The sequence below is a fragment of the Rhodococcus sp. ACS1 genome, from assembly GCF_002300155.1.
Taxonomy (GTDB): domain Bacteria; phylum Actinomycetota; class Actinomycetes; order Mycobacteriales; family Mycobacteriaceae; genus Rhodococcus_F; species Rhodococcus_F koreensis.
Genome location: NZ_NSDZ01000006.1, coordinates 198,723 through 214,902 on the forward strand (window position 1 = coordinate 198,723; position 16,180 = coordinate 214,902).

A 16,180-nucleotide genomic window follows, 5' to 3' on the forward strand; every position below is an offset into this window, starting at 1 on the left:
TCGACGCTACGAACTAGCGCCTTCGGAAATTCGATCCGCTGAATCCGACTGGGCCCGCAGGGCGTGGATTGCGTGGCGGAGTGCAGTGCCTGGTTCGGTGCCTGCCGGCCACCATCCGGCCGTCGACCCGTCCGGCCGGGCCAGGAGCGCCCCGCCGTGGGGGATGCCCATTCCGCGGGCGGTGATGGCGTCGAGGTCGTGGACGACGAGCGGTGGCCCGGGAAGAGTGGTCGCGGCGCGCTGCCAGGACGCGCTCGGGTGCGTCGTGAACAGCGTCAGCCCGGGTTCGAGCAGGTCCAGGGTGGACACCGTGTGGGCGTGGGAGGGCAGCCAGACGTGCGGGATTCGGCCGCCGAGGTCTGCAGGCAATTCCTGCGCGGCGAGCCGGGTTCCGCCGAGCGGATCGGCCGAGTGGGCCACGTTGTGCGCGGCCACCGGTCGGCGTTCGGTTTCGTAGGTGTCCAGCAGCTGCGGGCCGGTCCAACCGTGCAGCACCCAAGCGAGTTTCCACCCTAGGTCGTGGGCGCTCTGGATGGCGGTGTTCATTCCCGTGCCCCCACGTGGCGTGATCTGGTGCGCCGCGTCGCCGGTCAGGAACACGGCGCCGTCCCGCCAGCGGTCCGCGAGCTGTGCGGCGAACGTGAACGTCCCGATGCGTTCGATGCGCGGCTCCAGGTCGGCCAGTCCGCTGCCGAGCCGGATGAGGCGGGCGGCCTGCTCCTTCGTCAGACTCGACACGGACTGCCGGGCGAGGTCGTGCTCCACGCCGTACACCCATCGGTCACCGCGGCCGGCCGGTACGAAGACCCCCGCGGCTTCGGGGTGGGTGACGGCGTAGATGCAGAAGCGGCGGTCGCCGAGCAGTTCCCACAGCGGGGCGCGGAACTCGGTTCCGATGGCCTGGGACAGACGGCCCGGCCCACGCATGGCGATCCCGAGGGCAGCACGCACCGTGCTACGCGCGCCGTCCGCCGCGACGAGGAAGCGGGCGTGGACGGATCGGGTTTCGCGGCTTTCGACGTCGCGCAGTGTCACGTCGACACCGTCGGATCGGTTGTCGAGGCCGGCCACCTCGGTACCCATTTCCACTCGAGCGGAGCCGAACGACCGTAGGTGGTCCAGCAACACGGGCTCGAGGTGATCCTGCGTAACCGAGGCAGGGGCGGTCGGGCTGAGGACCGCGCTCTGTTCACGGGTCGGGAAGCTCGTCAGGTGTGCGTCACCGGTCGCGGCGAGCGTGGGACCGACCCATTGCTTCCATTCGACCTCCACCCCGCCAGCCCGGATCTCCTGTTCCAGGCCCCAGGAACGCAGCAATTCCATCGTGCGGGTACTGACCGAGGCCGCCCGCGGTAGGCCGGAGGGGGCCGGTCGCCGCTCCACCGCCAGGACCTCGATCCCGTGGCGAGCCAGGGTGATGGCCGCGGTCAGTCCCGCCGGTCCCGCACCGACCACCAGGACAGGAGTGGACGCCGGGGGACTCTGCGGGTGGGTGGGTGTGGTCGGGCTGTTCACGACGTCAGCTCCTTCGTCGGAAGGCGGGTTGTCCCGGTGCCAGGGGAGTGCACAGACACTTCCCAATTTCGCCGGACAGTATGTCTTTCGATTACAAGCGTGAACTTCACGAGACGACATGTCAAGTGAAAATGTTAGAGTGACGCCTGTGGCGACCAGGAAGTATCAGCAGCGCCTGCGTGCGGAGGCGGCCGAGGAAACACGGCGCAACATCCTCGACGCGGTCTACGAGCGGCTGCGGGAAGCGCCGGCCACACCGGTGAGTGTCGACAAAGTGGCCCGGACGGCGGGTGTCTCCCGCTCCACCGTCTACCTGGTGTTCGGTTCACGAGCCGGGCTTTTCGACGCACTCACCACCGACTTGTGGTGGAACCGGGCAGGTTTCCAGGGGGTGGTGGACGCGGTGGAGCACCCGGACGCGCGCGAGCACCTGCGCGGCGGGATCGATGCGGGAGTCCGGGTGTTCGCAGCCCACCGCGACGTCTTCCGGACACTGTTCTCGATGGCTCAACTCGACGCGGATGCCGTCGGCGGGGCCATCGAGCGGATCGAGGAGAACAGGGCCGGGGGGATGGTCCACCTCGCCCGGCGGCTGGCCGAGCAGGACGTCCTGCGGCCGGACGTCACCGTCGACGAGGCCGCAGACCTGCTCTGGTTGCTGGCGAGCTTCGACAGCTTCGACCAGCTCTTCTCGGGGCGAAGCCTCCCCGTCGACGAGGTCGCTCGCATCCTGATCGCCACCGCCGAACGGAGCCTGTGCCGGTGAGAGGTCGGCCCGGTGCTCGACCGCATCGGCCGCTGCCGCGCCGGCGAAGCGCGGTGCGTCACGCCGGGTCGGTGGCCCTGCGGGGTTGGCGGCGCTGATGGAACCGGGCGCGCTGGAGATCCAGGAGCGTCGCGCTGTCGGCATCTACTTGCTGTTGTCGACGGGCAATCCCGGCTCGAACGGCAGTCGTATGTCGGTGAAGTTCCGCCGCTCGGCCGTCGGCGTTCTCGTCGTCGAGAAAATAGGCGGCCGCGCGATCGCACCGAATCAGCAATTGCTCGTACGCGAGGCGCGCCGGCGCTCGTTCGTCGAGTTGCGTGATTGCGACGTACTCCACGAATTGCAAAGGGATGCGCAGCAATTGATAATTCATTCGCAAAAGTGTCATCGGCACGCCGCGCAATGTTGTCACGATCGGGGATGCTAGCCCTCGTGGCCGATGTGTGTGCAGCGTTTCGCGTTCACCGGGCGGTCAGCTGGGAGATTCGTCGCCGCCGAGGGCGAGCCCGGCGCAGTGGAAGGCCCGACCGCATCAACGTTGCCTGCCGCTGTCAATCACGGTAAGTCGGGGTGGGTGGGCCGGCCACCGGACCGAGCGGGGCGGCAAGCCAGCGGTCGTACAAACGCATCCAGGTCCCGTCGGAGCGTACGCGTTCGAGGGTGCCGTTGACTGCCCGCACGAGGTCGTCGTGGTCCATGTTCACGCCGATGCCGTACTGATCCAACTGCAGCTCGGGGCCGGTGACCTCGAGGTGCGGATCCTGCACTGCCATCCCCGCCAGGATGACGTCATCGGTGCTCGCGGCGTCGGCCTGGCGCTGTTGGAGAACGATGAGGCAATCGTCGAGGTCCCGTACGGCGACGATCGTCGCGGTGGGCACCAGCCGCTGCACGGTATCGAGCGAGGGAGTGTCGACGAGCGAGCACACTCTCCGGTTCGCCAGACTCTCCAGGTTCACCGGAGTCTCTGGTGCGTCGTCGGTGCGTACCAGCTGGCGTTGGCTCGCCCGGAAATACACGGTCGAGAACGCGATTCGTTCCGCCCGTGCGCAGGTGATGGTGAAGGTGCGGGCCACGATGTCGACGTCGTTGTTCTCCAGTGCGTCGAGTCGGGCGGCCGATGTCAGGAGGCGGAATTCGATCCTGACGGATCCCCGAGCAGGTCCCGTGCGATTACCCGTGCGATGTCGACGTCGAAACCGGACAGGGTGCCGGTCACCGGGTCGCGGAAGCTCATCAGGTTGGTGCTCTGGTCGACACCGACGATCAACGGGCCGCGCGCGCGAATCGCGGCGACCGCCCCGCCCGCGGATGCCGCGCCCGACGGGGCGGGGCGGAGGCTGGCAAGGGCGCCGCACTCTGCTGGTGATTGCGGTTCGGGTGGGGCAGTGCCGCCGGTGGCGGCGATGGGCGTGATGATCGTCGCGCCGTTCGGGAGGGGGAGGTCGCCGTAGGATTCGTTGGCCGGCGGCGAGAGCTCTTGCGGCGCGGAGCATCCCGAGAGGAGGACCGCGGCCGTGATCAACACGCCGAAGAGGTTCCGGCACGCGGTCATGAGGGGGTGGGGCCGCATCAGTGGTACTCGTTCACTCGGGGCCACACCCCGGCGCCGACGGCGAGCGCGGCGAGCACACTCAATGCGACCGCACCGTCCGTCAGGGCCGACAGGGCCCGATACGACTCGGTGGTGGCGTTCACTGCCTCTTCCCGCAACGCAGTGATCGCCTCCTGAATGTGTGTGGTGAGGTCGTCGAAGGCGGCCGCGGAGTCGTCGGCGCCGGTACCCACCGCAATGCGTGCGGCGCCTTGACAATCGCCGCGGTCGAGTGCCTGCTGCTGGCGAGTATGAGCGTCTACGTAGATCTCATACTCTCTGCCACTTGCGTGGCGGATGTCGGAGATAGACGTGTGTCACGGCTACCCGCATCACCGTGCGGCGGTGCGGGTTTGACCGTGTCCCACACCGACGCTCGAGGTGCAGGAACATGCTGTTTCGGAGTCACCCCCACCCGCTGTGGTGTGGTGGGCAGGCTGTGGCGGACCCGGCGATGCCGCGGCCTGCTCGGGGTCGGGCTGGTCTTGTCCCGGGACTTGCGGACCGGTGCGTGCTCGGCGACCCGGATCGCGGGCAACTGCCCGTTTGACGCCCACCGCGGTGCGGTGCTCGTTGAGGACGGCGATCTTCGTCTCCAGCCGGGCGCGGACCTCTGGTGCGGCGGTGGCGGCCAGCTTCTCCAACCGGGCGGCCTTGCGGTGCAGCATCTGCCCCTCGGTCTGCAGGCGGGCGAGTTTGGTCCCGAGGCCGCGGTCGTCGTAGGTGAAGCCCCGGTAATCCGAGGACAACCCGTCCGGGTTCTCGGTGGTGATGGCGGCGGCACCGAGCGTGGACGGGGACCAATCGACCCCCACCGCGACGGTCGCCGATCCCAGGTCACAGTCGGGGACGAGTTCGGTCGCCGCGCACCGCCACCACAGACCCCGGCGGTCGAGGACCAGGGTCGGCAGGTGCCAGTCGGTGATCGCCCGGCCGTGCAGGTGCCCAGGGATGGCGGCGGTCAGCCGGACATTGCGCCACTGCGCCCGCCCCGCCGGGGCCGGGCAGGTCGGCAGCCTCACCGTGAACACCAACTCACGTTCTGTCGCGGTGATCTGCGCGAGCTGCCGATCGACGGCGGAGAGCTGGGCCATCGCCGCGACCTGCGGCGGCCCCTGGACGTCGGTGATCCGCAACCGGCCGGCCAGTGCCCCGCCGGTGCCGCGGGCGTGGGCGACGAGCTGGCGCCGCACGCCCCGAGCGAAACCCAACGGCACGCAGTCCGCGACGGCGGTGGGCGGGGCTATCCGGCCCGTGGCCGGGTCGAACCGCTCAGACAGTGCCGTGATCGCGGTGTCCCGATAGGCGAGGGTCCGCAGGGTCGCCATCACCTGCGCCGTCACCACCCTGCTCACCCGCGAGGGCACGTAGACCCCGTCCGGGTAGTGCGGGTTCCAGCCGAGGCGGGCCGCGGCGACGTGGCCCTGCGCGGGCAGCCTGCGATCGTGCCGGTCCCGGCCGGCGGCGAGCACGTCGAACGTCGCCGGCTGCCACAGCCGCGACACCAACTGGCCGCCGGCCACGGTGATCAGGTCGAGGAGCCACCGCACCCGGGTGTCGACGTCGTCGAGGCCGATCGGTTCGCCGGTCGCGTCGTCGACCGCCACGTGGGCGCGGGTGGTGAACGCGAACTGCCGCGGCGTCGTGGAGACCCCGTCGTTGTTGCTGTGTCGGCCACAGCGCCCGGAGAACGGGCCGGACAACGATGCCGGCACCGCCGTGACGTCATTCATCGACCCTCCCACCAGCACATGTGACACCCCCCTCTCGTACGATCTCGACTGTAACGCCGACCTCCGACAAGCACCGCCCGAACCAGCCCACGGGCGAACCGGCCCAATCGATCCCGCGCCACACCACCCGCACCACCGTGAACCGACGCTCGGCCGCGCCGCCGAGCATCCGGCCCAACCCCGCGCGCCGCCCCCGCGGACTCGGGGCCGCGATCCATGCCTACCCCCACTACACCTCACCAGTGGCGCTGTCCCGCACCATCTTTTCCCGATTGGCCATCGACGTCCCGTTGTCCCCTCGAGTCCCACACCCGGCAATACACCGCCTCCACCCCCTTTCCGGCGTCGCTCCCGCATACCCCCTCCGGGCCTGCCCAGGGAGGAGCGAGGTCCGCGCGGTCAATGATTCGGTGACCCGAACCGACACTCCCAGAAGGCCACCGGCCCCATGCCGCCGTATTGCACACCGCAACCACCGACATCCCGAGCATTCCGCGGCCTCACCAATTCACACAGGCAGACAATGTCAGAACCGACTACTAGTGTTAGATATATCGGCAACAGTTGAAAGCCTGGCGCCACCGTTCGAGTTCCGCGTTCGCCGCGGCCACGGGGGTGGCGGCCGCCGATCCCGGCGGGGTCTGTGGGATCAGGTGTGCGAGCGCGGCGGTGTGCGCGGTGTAGTCGACCTCGGGCCGGCTGTCGGAACCGCGCTGCAACAGCGACAGCGTTTCGTCGGCGCGGGCTTGCTGCGCGAGGATTCCGGCGCTCGAGATATCTACTGATCTCGATCGCCCGACGCGCACGTGGGGAGCAAGGCCCGCGATGCGGGTCACGCGGTCTGCACACGGGCCTGACAGAATCACCACATGTCGTGGAATCAACCAACAATCACCGGATGGACCGCCCGGATCAGCAACGACCTGTCCTCGGTCACGCTGATCGATCCGTCGCATATCGCCCGCGCCACCCTGCGCCCGGGACCCGGTGACGAGTTCACCGCCCACTTCTCCCGCCTCACGCGAGAATCCCTGGCCGAGCGCATTGACCGTTACGGTGCCGCGTTACGCAAGGGCGTACCAGCATCTCTGGAACTGGCCGACGGAACCACCGGGGCCGTCACGGACCAAATGGCCGGAAGGATGCGCCGCAAGTACAAAAGAGCCGAAGTCACCCTTTCCGGACGCGTATACACACTTCGGCACACGTCCGGCTGTAAGGCGACCGCTGAGCGTGATGGAGCACTGCTCGCAGAACTCGTGCGCGGACGCGGACGCCGTTCTGTCAGCGTCACGCGCACCACCCACGCGCACACCGACCACCTTGACGAGCTGATCCTGACCCTCTTCGAGAAAGTGGTCGTCCCAGGCCGCAGCGGCGCCGTCGACGAATTCGTATCAAGTCTCAGCGGAGTCTGAGTGCCCGCAGCATGGTCCGGGCCACGCCAGTTCGATTGCCGGGCATGTGCTTCGTTTCGCGTGTCAGCGTAGATTGGGACAACAGGTCCGCGTCTGCCGCTGCGTGACAAGAACTACGGGGTCGGACAGGGTCGGATCGCCCGTCGTTGTCGAGACGTCGGACGTATGATCGACGGACCGCCGGGGCGCCCACGCGGAAGGACGGACAATGGACAATTGGTGGTTGTACTACAGCCCGTTTCCTCAACCTGTCCGAGAATGGTTGTGGCTGATTGTGCAGCAGCTCTGGTAGTCCGCTGTTCTACCCGACCTGAGTCCGCGACGTTTTCTCAGCTTCGGGGTTTCTGGGATGCGGGTTAGTTATTGGTGACGACGAAGCCCTTGCCGACAGGGTTGGGTTGGGCGTAGATGCCGTCGAGGACGGCAGCGAATTTGATGTACTCGAATGCGAAGAGCGCAGTGTCGAATCCGCGGACCATGCCCACGATCTCGGTGTTGTTCTGAAGTACGGGACCACCCGAGTCGCCACCGCCTGATTGGGCGTTGCTGTAGAACCGTGTCATGTTCTGCGAAGTGATCGACCCGCAATGAACGCCGGTACCGGCCCCGTCCTTGCAATGAGGACCGACCGGGTCGGAGGCGCCGATCCCGTCGACCCGGGCACTGGGACCATTTGATGTGAGTACCGCGTCAGCGTTGAGGCGGATGACCACCCAGTCGACGCCGGTGCCGCCGCCGGGGCTGCGGTACGCGATGTTCCCGAGGTGTTCCCGCGGTCCGGTCGGCGTGTAGCGGTAGACGGGCGCACCGTCGGGTGCGTCGTCGACACAGTGGGCGGCGGAGATGCCGATCTTGTTGCCGATCGAGTCGGTACCGACGACGCCCATCGTGCAGAAATCGATGACGCCGGGGGGCTGTGGTATCGGGTTCAGGTCGTCGGTCCAGGGAATACCGTTGGAGACGACACCGGTGGCCGATGCCGTCGGCGTGTTGACCAGGAATGCGCCGAGGGTGACTGCGAGACACGCTAGAAACCCGTATTGCCTTCTCAATTGAGTTCTCTCTTCTTCGCGGCCTCGAGCAACTATCTCGAGGCCGCTCTTCGTGGCGGCGAGCTGGGCTCGATGTGACGATTTCTCCACGCTGACTTCCGGGAGCCTGAAGCAGCGGGACTCTGTCTGCCGGTGGCCGTCGGCTTCAGGCTCAGCCTTCGGCAAGGCAGTCAGGGCACAGACATCGTTCTGAAGAACGGCGAGGTCGGCTGGCCCGCATTCATCCGGTCATCGCGGACGCGGAGTTTGCCCCGGGCACCCTGGGTGAGGGAGTCGTCGACTCAGGTGTATGCCTGACGGTCCGATCGTCGAGCGCGACGATCGCGACGGTGACAGGTGGTGAAGTCGGTGCCCGTCCGACCGGGCGACAACTCGACGACGATCTACGACACGACCCTGCCGTTTCCGACGAGGGAGCATTGCTCGGTGCGGTGCTGCGGCACGACGAGCACGTGGATGGGTTGGCGGCGAGCATGGTGTGGCACTGATCGCAGTGGCGGATGGTGCACACGTCGCGTGCGACGAGGGGGGAGCAGTGGAGCTGATCGTGCATAGGGGGCCTCGACTTGCAGGGTTCGGGGGTTGTTCGACTCCAACACTCCTCGCGAGATGTCCATCCGACGACGGTAGAACGACCGGTAGACATACCTATTTCGTGCCCGGGGGCTGTCCGTAGGGTGGGATCCGCACGCGGTGAAGGTCGTGGATGTGACCGGCGCACACGCTTCGACATCGTGTGGAGATGTCGGCCGTGGGGCCGGTTGTCGGTGTCGGCTCTGCGCAGTGACGGCGACTGTGACTGGAGGACAGAGGGTTTCATGTACGAGTCGGAAGCGGTCTGCCGAGTTCGGGTACGCCGATGGCCGGCGTATTGTCCGGGCGGCCCCGGTTGACTGTTGTGGCGTAGCCAAGCGCAGCCCCCGCCAACGATGTATATCAGCTGGCAGGGGCGCTACACGGACAACCTGCACGTAGTAACGAGCAGCGCATCAATGATGTTGGTGAGCCGGCGCATGGAAGGTCCAGGGAATGTGATCCATGCCATTGCACTATTTTCGCACCTTCCGAATTACCGACCAGTAAGTGTTATTTCACGTCCTCGTACGCCATGCATGATCCGGTTGGAGTTGCTCAGTCGCGATCGGCGCGAGCTGCGACAGGGGTGTGCGACCGGACCTGATGTGTTGTACTTCGTCACCGCAGTGGCGGCGCACTCTGGTTGTCGAGCAGTTGCGTGAGAACCCCGATCGGTCGAGACGGCCGATTACTTTGTGCTACAGCATGTTTGGATGCGATCGGAGCCGATCGGCAACCCCCGCGCGATCTGCGTCGGCGACGCGAAATACTTGGGCGACAGAGTGCAGACGCCGAATGTGTGACGTAAAACACAGTTGAATCTATGGTGGAAGCCTGGTGCTCGGGGATGTTCGGTTGCAACTCTTAGCCGAGACCCAAGCCTCCATACCCAAATACGGGTATGGGTGCAGGTATTTCGGCCAATGTGCAGGTGCCGAAGTCGGTCCAAGGTAGCTGGTACGCCACGTCATCGACGTGGCAACCGAGAATATCTGCACCTGAGAGAAGAGTTGTCATGGCACCGATCGTCGAGAATCCGGGTACCAATCTGCTGAATACATTGCGGGTCAGTGTGGTTGGCACTGTTCTGTACGCCGGGCTCATCATGGGCGTGGTCGTGGTGGCGGTGTGGAAGTTCCCGATGCCCGGCGTGTAGGCCCGCCGCGGCTCATGGCCCTGGGCCGGTGGCGGCGTTACGGCCGGTGATCAACGCGCGGTGCCTGTAACGGGCCCTGGTGGTGTGGAAGGAACGACAATGTTCGGGACGAACATCGGCGCGATGGTCGGTCTACTGATGGCTGCACTGGTGGTGGTTCCCGTCTCGTTCGGTGTGGCGGCACGAGCGGACGCGAAGGTCCGCCGTCTCTCGCAGTCCCGAGCCCCCGATCCGAACCCGAGGGGACCGGTCGCGGACGTGGACGAGCGGTGCGATCAGTGCCGGCAGCTGGCAACGCGGGCGTGGCTGATCTGCGGCGGCGCCTCGGTGGTCGCAGTGGCGGTGGTGGGTGTCCTGATCTGTGTCGGGTGAGGTCGACGACGGGTGCAGGGTGTGCGCCGGTGCGGGTTTCGCGGGTGTTGGTCGGACCGGGCTGAGCCCGAGGCGTCGAGCCCACGGCCGGAGTATCGGCGGAAGATGAAACCAGCTCGGCCGCTGTGACATACGCGCGTCGTCGCTCCGAGATTCGGTGTGCTACCCAGGTGAGTCAAAGCGGTCCGGCAGGGACCTCGCCGGGACGTGCGGTTCGGCGATGGTGTACCTGGGCAGTTGGCCTCGCTGATATCTCCTCGGACGTTTGCCGCGTGTGAAACTATCGACCGGATTCACGGTTTCGGCAGGACTGGCGCTCACCAATCCCTGCTGGCCAGTAGAGGTTTGGCTGGCGCAGCAGTGGCTTGTCGACCTACTCCTTCGTGTTCCGGTGCGAGGAAATGGTAGATCCGCCGCCAGCCCCCAACTCCGAAGTGTGACCCACGCCACATGACTTTCTCGGGCGGGCCGTACTTACGGCCGGCGGGGTTTGGCGCCGACAACCCGCACATTGGATTCAGTCGATGCGCGTCAATCATGTTCTGCGCGTGGGTATCAGATCGTCGAGTTCGGCGCTGTCTATGGCCGGCGGGTAGCGGTAACGGCGATCAAGCTGGCGGCGTGGAGTGCGACGGTGAAGCTGTCTGGTCGGGACAGGCGGTCGTGTCGGGCGCAGGGAGGCCCGCCCGTACGACGGTGCCGTCGTACGGGCGGGGTGATCCCCCGACCGCACCAGGGGGTGGTGCGGTCGGGGAGTGCAGCACCGATCCCTCAAAAGGGGGCGCATGTTGCCTGTCTGCGGCTGCGCGGGGTGTGCTGCCTGCGTGTCTGCGAGTGAAGTTGTGGTTCGGACGTTGTGTCCGGCGGCCTCCTTCTGACGGTTCGGCTGTGATTCGAGTGGTCTCAATTGTGGTGTGATCTGCGAGGTTGCGCATGGGTCGTTTGGCGTATGGCGGTACCTGTTTCTGCGGTTTGCGTGCTGCGGGCGAGACTTCGTCTTCTTCGAGGTATGCGATGGTGTCGAGTTCGCGACGGAGGGGTTGATGCGGTTCAAGGAGTTTCTGGAGGAGTGTTCGGTGTTGGTGGAGAGTTTCGTGATGACGACGGGAGTGGCGGTGTAGTCGGCGCCGGTAGCGGAGCTCGGTCGACTGACGCCCGTCGAATACGAGACGGTCCATCAGACCGCACATGCGGCCTGAAACTGCACACCCCGAGGGGCAACGGCGCTGGGGACACCCCCTGGCGTCAGGTCCAGCCAGGAAGGGCTGTGGGAAAGAAACTCCACTGGCACGCGGTCATGTGCGCCGACGGGGACCCGCGCCGGGCAGGAGCTGCTACCGATGTTGCCCGCGCGTGAGTGCGCGGTGTTGATCTTGCGTCAGATCTCGCGAAGCTGCGGAAGATGACGACCGGCAGCTGTGCCGTCCCGGGCCGGTAGCCCGTAGCGACTCTACGGCGGCGACGAGGCACAGTGGTCCCGATTCGGCCCGATGACCGTGCTCGCCGGCCATGGGCCCTGCACGGGGTGTCGGGCTGGTTCGAGGACACCACCACGGCCGGACGGGGCGGCGGCCGCGGTGGTGGCGCCGCGTCTCGGCCTCCGCAGGCCGATGCGGCCGCGGACGGGTAGGCGGGCGGGACCGTGCCTCGAACCCCGACAATCAGGGCGCCGCGGAGAATCTCTGCGCCGCCGCGAGCGCGCAGGCGATCACCTGCTCGGTGCACACCGTCAGCAGCGGGCACACCTGGCAGTTCGCCGCCGGCGCGTTCGCGGAGGCGCTGCCATGGATGGCAGAACGAATCGAGCCCGAGTTGCCAGCTACTTCACAGGGTGCTGGCAGTTCCCGAGCAGCTGGGCATGGGTGAATGCGGTGTGACCACGACGACGGAAGCGCCCGAACAGTCGACTGACCCCGCAGAACCCGGCCGGATCGCAGGGTGGGAACGCGCGGGTCTGATTGTGCTGCTTGTCGGGACCGCGGTGATGTACCTGTGGAACATCACCGTCAACGGGATGGGTAACCAGTTCTACGCCGCGGCTGCGCAGGCCGGTTCGAGGAACTGGGAGGCGCTGCTGTTCGGTTCGCTCGACTCGGAGAATTTCATCACCGTCGACAAGCCCCCGCTGTCGCAGTGGGTGATGGGGCTGTCCTGCCGAATGTTCGGCTTCGGTAGTGCCAGCATGATGATCCCGCAGGCGCTGATGGCGGTCGGCGCGGTGGCGTTGCTGTATGCGGCGGTCGCCCGCATCGGTGGCCGCGCAGCCGGTCTACTCGCGGGTGCCGTCCTCGCGGTGACCCCAGTGGCGGCGTTGATGTTTCGGTTCAACAATCCCGACGCGGTGATGGTGCTGCTGATGACCGCGGCGGCCTACTGCACGGTGCGTGCTCTCGAACGCGCGAGCGCGAAGTGGATCGCCCTGGCGGGTGTCGCCCTGGGATTTGCGTTCCTGTCGAAGATGCTCGAGGGCCTGATGGTGCTGCCGGCATTGGGGCTCGCGTACCTGATCGCAGCGCCGACGCCGCTGCGTACCCGGTTGGTGCACCTGGTCGGCGCGGCGACCGCACTCATCGTCTCGTCCGGGTGGTACGTCCTGCTCACCGTGCTCTGGCCGTCGTCCGCCCGCCCCTACCTGGCTGGGTCGACGGACAACAGCTTCATGAACCTGGTGCTGGGTTACAACGGGTTCGCCAGGGTCCTCGGCCGCAACCACCCCGATGGGCAGGGGCCCGGACCCGGCCCGGGCGCGTCCGCGTTCGCGACGGGTCAGCTGCCCGACGCCGGCACTCCCGCGACAGAACAATCTGCCCACGGCGGATTCGGCGGGCAGACGCAGGGGCTGCCCCGGCTGTTCACCGGTGAATTCGGGTACGAGATCGCCTGGCTGCTGCCCGCAGCACTGCTCGCCGCCGTCCTGGTGATCGTGTCCCGGTGGCGGGCACCACGCACCGATCTCGTCCGGGCGGGCGGGATCGTGTTCGGCGGCTGGTTGATCGTCGACGGGCTGGTGCTCAGCTACATGCAGGGGACCATCCACCCCTACTACAGTCTCTCGATTGCGCCGGCGATCGCCGGCATGGTGGCCATCGGTGGACACGAGATGTGGGTCCGGCGCGGGTCGTGGCTGGGCCTGGTGGGCCTGGCCTCGCTGGTGCTCACCGCCGGGGTCTGGGGCTGGTGGATCCTGGGCCGCAACAGCAGCTGGTTTCCGCAATTGCGGTGGGCGCTACTACTGCTAGCCGTGTTCGCTGCCCTCGCGATCGTGCTGTCCCGGGCTGCGCGCCCGGTCCGGTGGCTCTCGACAGCAGCGCTCATTGCCGGTGTGGTCGCCGCGCTCGGCGGCCCCACCGCGTATGCGATCGAGACGATCGGGCAGCCGCACCTCGGGGGCGGCCCGACCGTCGGGCCCGCGGCCACGTCGCAGCCCGGCGGTCGCGGCGGCGGGATGTTTGGTGAGAACGCGGACAATCCCGAACTCGATCACCTGCTCGCGGCTACCGGCACCACATGGTCGGCGGCGATCGACCGCTCCTCGGCCGCCGCCGACCTCGAACTTTCCACCGGCACAGCGGTCATGGCGGTCGGCGGGTTCACCGGAAGTGACCCGGCGCCGACGCTCGGACAGTTCATCGACGACATCACCGGCCACCGGGTGACCTACTACATCGTCGAGAACCGAGGCGACGACCACCAGCCCAACACCGCACCCAACACGGCACCCGGCGCCGGCACCACCCGGCCGAGTGCGGCGGGTGCCGGCGGGATCCCGGCGAACGCCGCGGGACGGGAAAACCGGCACTCCGAGATCGCGGACTGGGTGACGGCCCACTTCCAGCCGACCACCGTGGGGTCGGCCACCGTGTACGACCTCTCGGACTACACCGGATGAGCAGTGACGAAAGTCCCGCCCCGACCGGAAGGGACCGCTGAGCCGCCGTCCACCGGCAACCGGTGGAGAGGGGCGCCGGCAGCCGCTGCATGTCGACAGCGGCCTGAGCGCCATGGACCTGTACGAGGGTGAATTCGCTCTGACTGCGACAGTTCAGCGCTGGGGCACAGGCACTGCAGCGACGGTGCCCATCATCTCGCGAAGACTGCGTGGACGCATATCGGTCCAGTTCTTCTCGACGTACGCTAGGCAAGCGGGGCGACTCGCCTCGCCGAACATGACATCCCAGCCCGCCGGGATCTGCGTGAAGATCGGCCACAACGAGTGCTGATCCTCGGCGTTCGCCAGAACGTGGAAGCGGCCGTCTTCATCGTCGAACGGGTTCGTGCTCATCGTGTTGCGCTCCCTGCGAACGTTGTTGCCGGAGTCACCCGGCGGGATGTTTCGGTACTGGGGTCGATCCGTACGCTGCAGCCCTCGCCACCTCGCCCGGTGACGACGGAGTCGAGAATTTCCCCTGCGCGCACCGCGACATTGGACAACAGTGACGAGGTGATTCCGTGTGTCTTTTCGGTACCGCCTTGCAGGTAGATTCCCGCGGTCACGGTTGCGGGTGTTGCGAGTCGGTAGTCGCGGGACACGATTTGCTCGGCGGTCTGCGTCGGTGCGAGCTCACCGAGAATGGGACGTAGTGGCGCCGGCTCAAACCCGGTCGCGAGCACAAGTGCGTCACACTCGAGTGTGTCGGTGGCCCCGCTGATGTGGTCGCGGACCACGACGTTGATACCGGTCGCGGTGTCGACGACCGAGTCGACACTCGATGCGCGGCGCATGAACAGCCGACGGTCGCCGCTGACTCGCTCGGCGTACTCGGCGCGATAGAGCTCGTCGATGAGCTCGATGTCGACGACGGAGTAGTTGGTACTGCGATGCCGTGCAAGAAGATCGGCTCGCACTTCGGCGGGTGCGCGGTGGAGTTCGTCGACGGCGCCCGACTGATCGCGTCGACGGGCGCGCGAAGTCCGAGTCTCGATAACGCGATCGAACAGATAGCGCTTCTGGAGGATGCGGGCTTTCGCGATACGGACGCCGCGCTGGCTCTGATCGCCATCTCGCGGTACACCATCGGTTCGGCGATCGAACAGCAGACGGCGGGTGACGGGGGTGAGATCGTCGTCGCCACCGATCGAACCGACGCGGCAGCGTCTCACTTCGTCGACATCGCACGGCGAGTCGTCGCCCTCGGCCAAGACCACGAGTTCGACACCGGCCTCGCGGCCTTCCTCCGTGGACTCGACCCCACATCGCGCTCGACGCACTGAGCATCACCAGATCAGTCTGCATCGCCGCACTCTGGCTTATCGAGTGCTATCCCGGTGGGGTGTCGAGCTGTTTCCATTCGTACGCGCATTGCCGCAGTCGCTTTCGGTGCAGCAGTTTGCGTGTGAGTGTGGTGGGGACAAGGAGGGCGCCGGCGGACAGTGCCCAGACTCCGCAGGCCGCGGTCGCCGCGGTCGCCGCGAGGGCCGTGTTCTGCCGGCTGCTGGGGATGGGTCCGGTGAGTTTGCCATCGGCGCCGATGCTGATGGTGATTGTTTGACCGGCCTTGGCGGGGGTGTCAATGGGCACGACGGCGGTGTGCTCGCCGTGGGGTGTCGACCGGCGGGCGCGGGCGCTGTCTTTGGTGCCGGTGGGGCGGAGGGCGTCTTCGGGGGTGTCGGGTGCGGGGTGGGTGTCGTCGAGCAGGACGGCCGGGACCTGCTGCACACCAGCGCGGAGCGCGAGGGCTTGATGTTCGAGCCGGATGTGGGTGGCCGTTCCGAATGCGGCGGCGAACGGGATCGTCAGCAGTATCAGCACGGCGGTGACCAGGATGATGACCGTCCGCCCCCTGCATGAGCCTCCGGCGGAGCCTTCCTGACCGGACGGTCAGCTCGCCACAGTCTTCGGAATCGCCGAAGTTTCCGCGATTCGGGATTGCGTGATCTGTGATCACACTTTAGTCTTAGGTGGTCCGGGTATGACGGGCATCACCGTCACACCCGATATGTGCGACTCGACCCGGCCTGGCTTTCAACGGCGCTACCGCAAGCCAGGACGGGCGTCCCG

14 protein-coding genes and 3 pseudogenes are annotated in these 16,180 nt (G+C 67.0%); 7 read left to right on the forward strand and 10 right to left on the reverse strand.

Going from position 1 to position 16,180, the window contains the following annotated elements; translation table 11 throughout:
- Positions 1–6: 6 nt before the first annotated feature.
- Entirely contained in the window at positions 7–1,515 is a 1,509-nt protein-coding gene (locus CJ179_RS29465; RefSeq protein WP_179377666.1) for an FAD-dependent monooxygenase, read from the reverse strand.
- Between the two features lie 148 nt (positions 1,516–1,663).
- Between CJ179_RS29465 and CJ179_RS29470 the strand changes: the two genes are divergently transcribed.
- Positions 1,664–2,281, forward strand: coding sequence for a TetR/AcrR family transcriptional regulator (locus CJ179_RS29470; protein WP_095863756.1), 618 nt, complete (start codon positions 1,664–1,666; stop codon positions 2,279–2,281).
- A 58-nt stretch (positions 2,282–2,339) separates the two neighbouring features.
- Here the strand turns inward: CJ179_RS29470 and CJ179_RS29475 are convergent, their stop codons facing one another.
- The 5 genes and pseudogenes from CJ179_RS29475 to CJ179_RS29495 form a co-directional block, all read right to left on the reverse strand.
- Positions 2,340–2,693: a hypothetical protein gene (locus CJ179_RS29475; protein ID WP_306454253.1), complete on the reverse strand. Its 354-nt coding sequence runs from the start codon at positions 2,691–2,693 to the stop codon at positions 2,340–2,342.
- Positions 2,694–2,832: 139 nt separating this feature from the next.
- Positions 2,833–3,854 (reverse strand): annotated as a pseudogene (locus tag CJ179_RS29480) (glutamate ABC transporter substrate-binding protein).
- Positions 3,854–4,069, reverse strand: a complete 216-nt coding sequence (locus tag CJ179_RS29485; protein WP_095863758.1) for a hypothetical protein — start codon at positions 4,067–4,069, stop codon at positions 3,854–3,856. Before CJ179_RS29485 ends, CJ179_RS29480 begins: the two are co-directional and overlap by 1 nt.
- Positions 4,070–4,134: 65 nt before the next feature.
- Positions 4,135–5,608, reverse strand: a pseudogene (locus tag CJ179_RS29490) (hypothetical protein).
- Positions 5,609–6,153: 545 nt separating this feature from the next.
- Positions 6,154–6,444: a hypothetical protein gene (locus CJ179_RS29495; RefSeq protein ID WP_143548922.1), complete on the reverse strand. Its 291-nt coding sequence runs from the start codon at positions 6,442–6,444 to the stop codon at positions 6,154–6,156.
- Between the two features lie 33 nt (positions 6,445–6,477).
- Here CJ179_RS29495 and CJ179_RS29500 point away from each other — a divergent pair, with 33 nt between their 5' ends.
- On the forward strand, positions 6,478–7,026 hold the full coding sequence (locus CJ179_RS29500) for a hypothetical protein (RefSeq protein ID WP_095863760.1): 549 nt from the start codon (positions 6,478–6,480) through the stop codon (positions 7,024–7,026).
- Positions 7,027–7,382: 356 nt separating this feature from the next.
- Here CJ179_RS29500 and CJ179_RS29505 read toward each other — a convergent pair whose 3' ends face one another.
- A complete protein-coding gene (locus tag CJ179_RS29505) occupies positions 7,383–8,078 on the reverse strand; it encodes a hypothetical protein (RefSeq protein WP_072941622.1) in 696 nt (231 codons plus the stop codon).
- 329 nt (positions 8,079–8,407) lie between these two features.
- On the opposite strand from CJ179_RS29505, the gene CJ179_RS51450 reads away from it, so the two are divergent.
- The 4 genes from CJ179_RS51450 (at position 8,408) to CJ179_RS29525 (ending at position 14,071) form a co-directional block, all read left to right on the forward strand.
- Positions 8,408–8,566: a hypothetical protein gene (locus CJ179_RS51450; RefSeq protein WP_179377667.1), complete on the forward strand. Its 159-nt coding sequence runs from the start codon at positions 8,408–8,410 to the stop codon at positions 8,564–8,566.
- 1,103 nt (positions 8,567–9,669) lie between these two features.
- Positions 9,670–9,810, forward strand: a complete 141-nt coding sequence (locus CJ179_RS51455; RefSeq protein ID WP_179377668.1) for a hypothetical protein — start codon at positions 9,670–9,672, stop codon at positions 9,808–9,810.
- A 99-nt stretch (positions 9,811–9,909) separates the two neighbouring features.
- Entirely contained in the window at positions 9,910–10,182 is a 273-nt protein-coding gene (locus CJ179_RS29515) for a hypothetical protein (RefSeq protein WP_095863762.1), read from the forward strand.
- Positions 10,183–12,040: 1,858 nt separating this feature from the next.
- Positions 12,041–14,071 (forward strand): glycosyltransferase family 39 protein, encoded by a 2,031-nt coding sequence (locus CJ179_RS29525; RefSeq protein WP_095864008.1) that lies wholly within the window; start codon positions 12,041–12,043, stop codon positions 14,069–14,071.
- Positions 14,072–14,224: 153 nt separating this feature from the next.
- Here CJ179_RS29525 and CJ179_RS29530 read toward each other — a convergent pair whose 3' ends face one another.
- Together CJ179_RS29530 and CJ179_RS52915 are read right to left on the reverse strand one after the other, a co-directional pair.
- Positions 14,225–14,464, reverse strand: coding sequence for an MbtH family protein (locus tag CJ179_RS29530; protein ID WP_072941615.1), 240 nt, complete (start codon positions 14,462–14,464; stop codon positions 14,225–14,227).
- A pseudogene (locus CJ179_RS52915) lies at positions 14,461–15,060 on the reverse strand (SidA/IucD/PvdA family monooxygenase); the annotation flags it as partial. The gene CJ179_RS29530 and the pseudogene CJ179_RS52915, both read right to left, overlap by 4 nt.
- On the opposite strand from CJ179_RS52915, the gene CJ179_RS52920 reads away from it, so the two are divergent.
- Positions 15,001–15,393 (forward strand): TetR/AcrR family transcriptional regulator C-terminal domain-containing protein, encoded by a 393-nt coding sequence (locus CJ179_RS52920; protein WP_257015834.1) that lies wholly within the window; start codon positions 15,001–15,003, stop codon positions 15,391–15,393. The pseudogene CJ179_RS52915 and the gene CJ179_RS52920 overlap by 60 nt on opposite strands.
- Before the next feature lie 46 nt (positions 15,394–15,439).
- On the opposite strand, the gene CJ179_RS29540 is transcribed toward CJ179_RS52920, so the two are convergent.
- The gene (locus tag CJ179_RS29540) at positions 15,440–15,931 is read right to left on the reverse strand and encodes a hypothetical protein (protein WP_306454254.1); all 492 of its coding nucleotides are present in this window, start codon (positions 15,929–15,931) and stop codon (positions 15,440–15,442) included.
- Between the last annotated feature and the right edge of the window lie 249 nt (positions 15,932–16,180).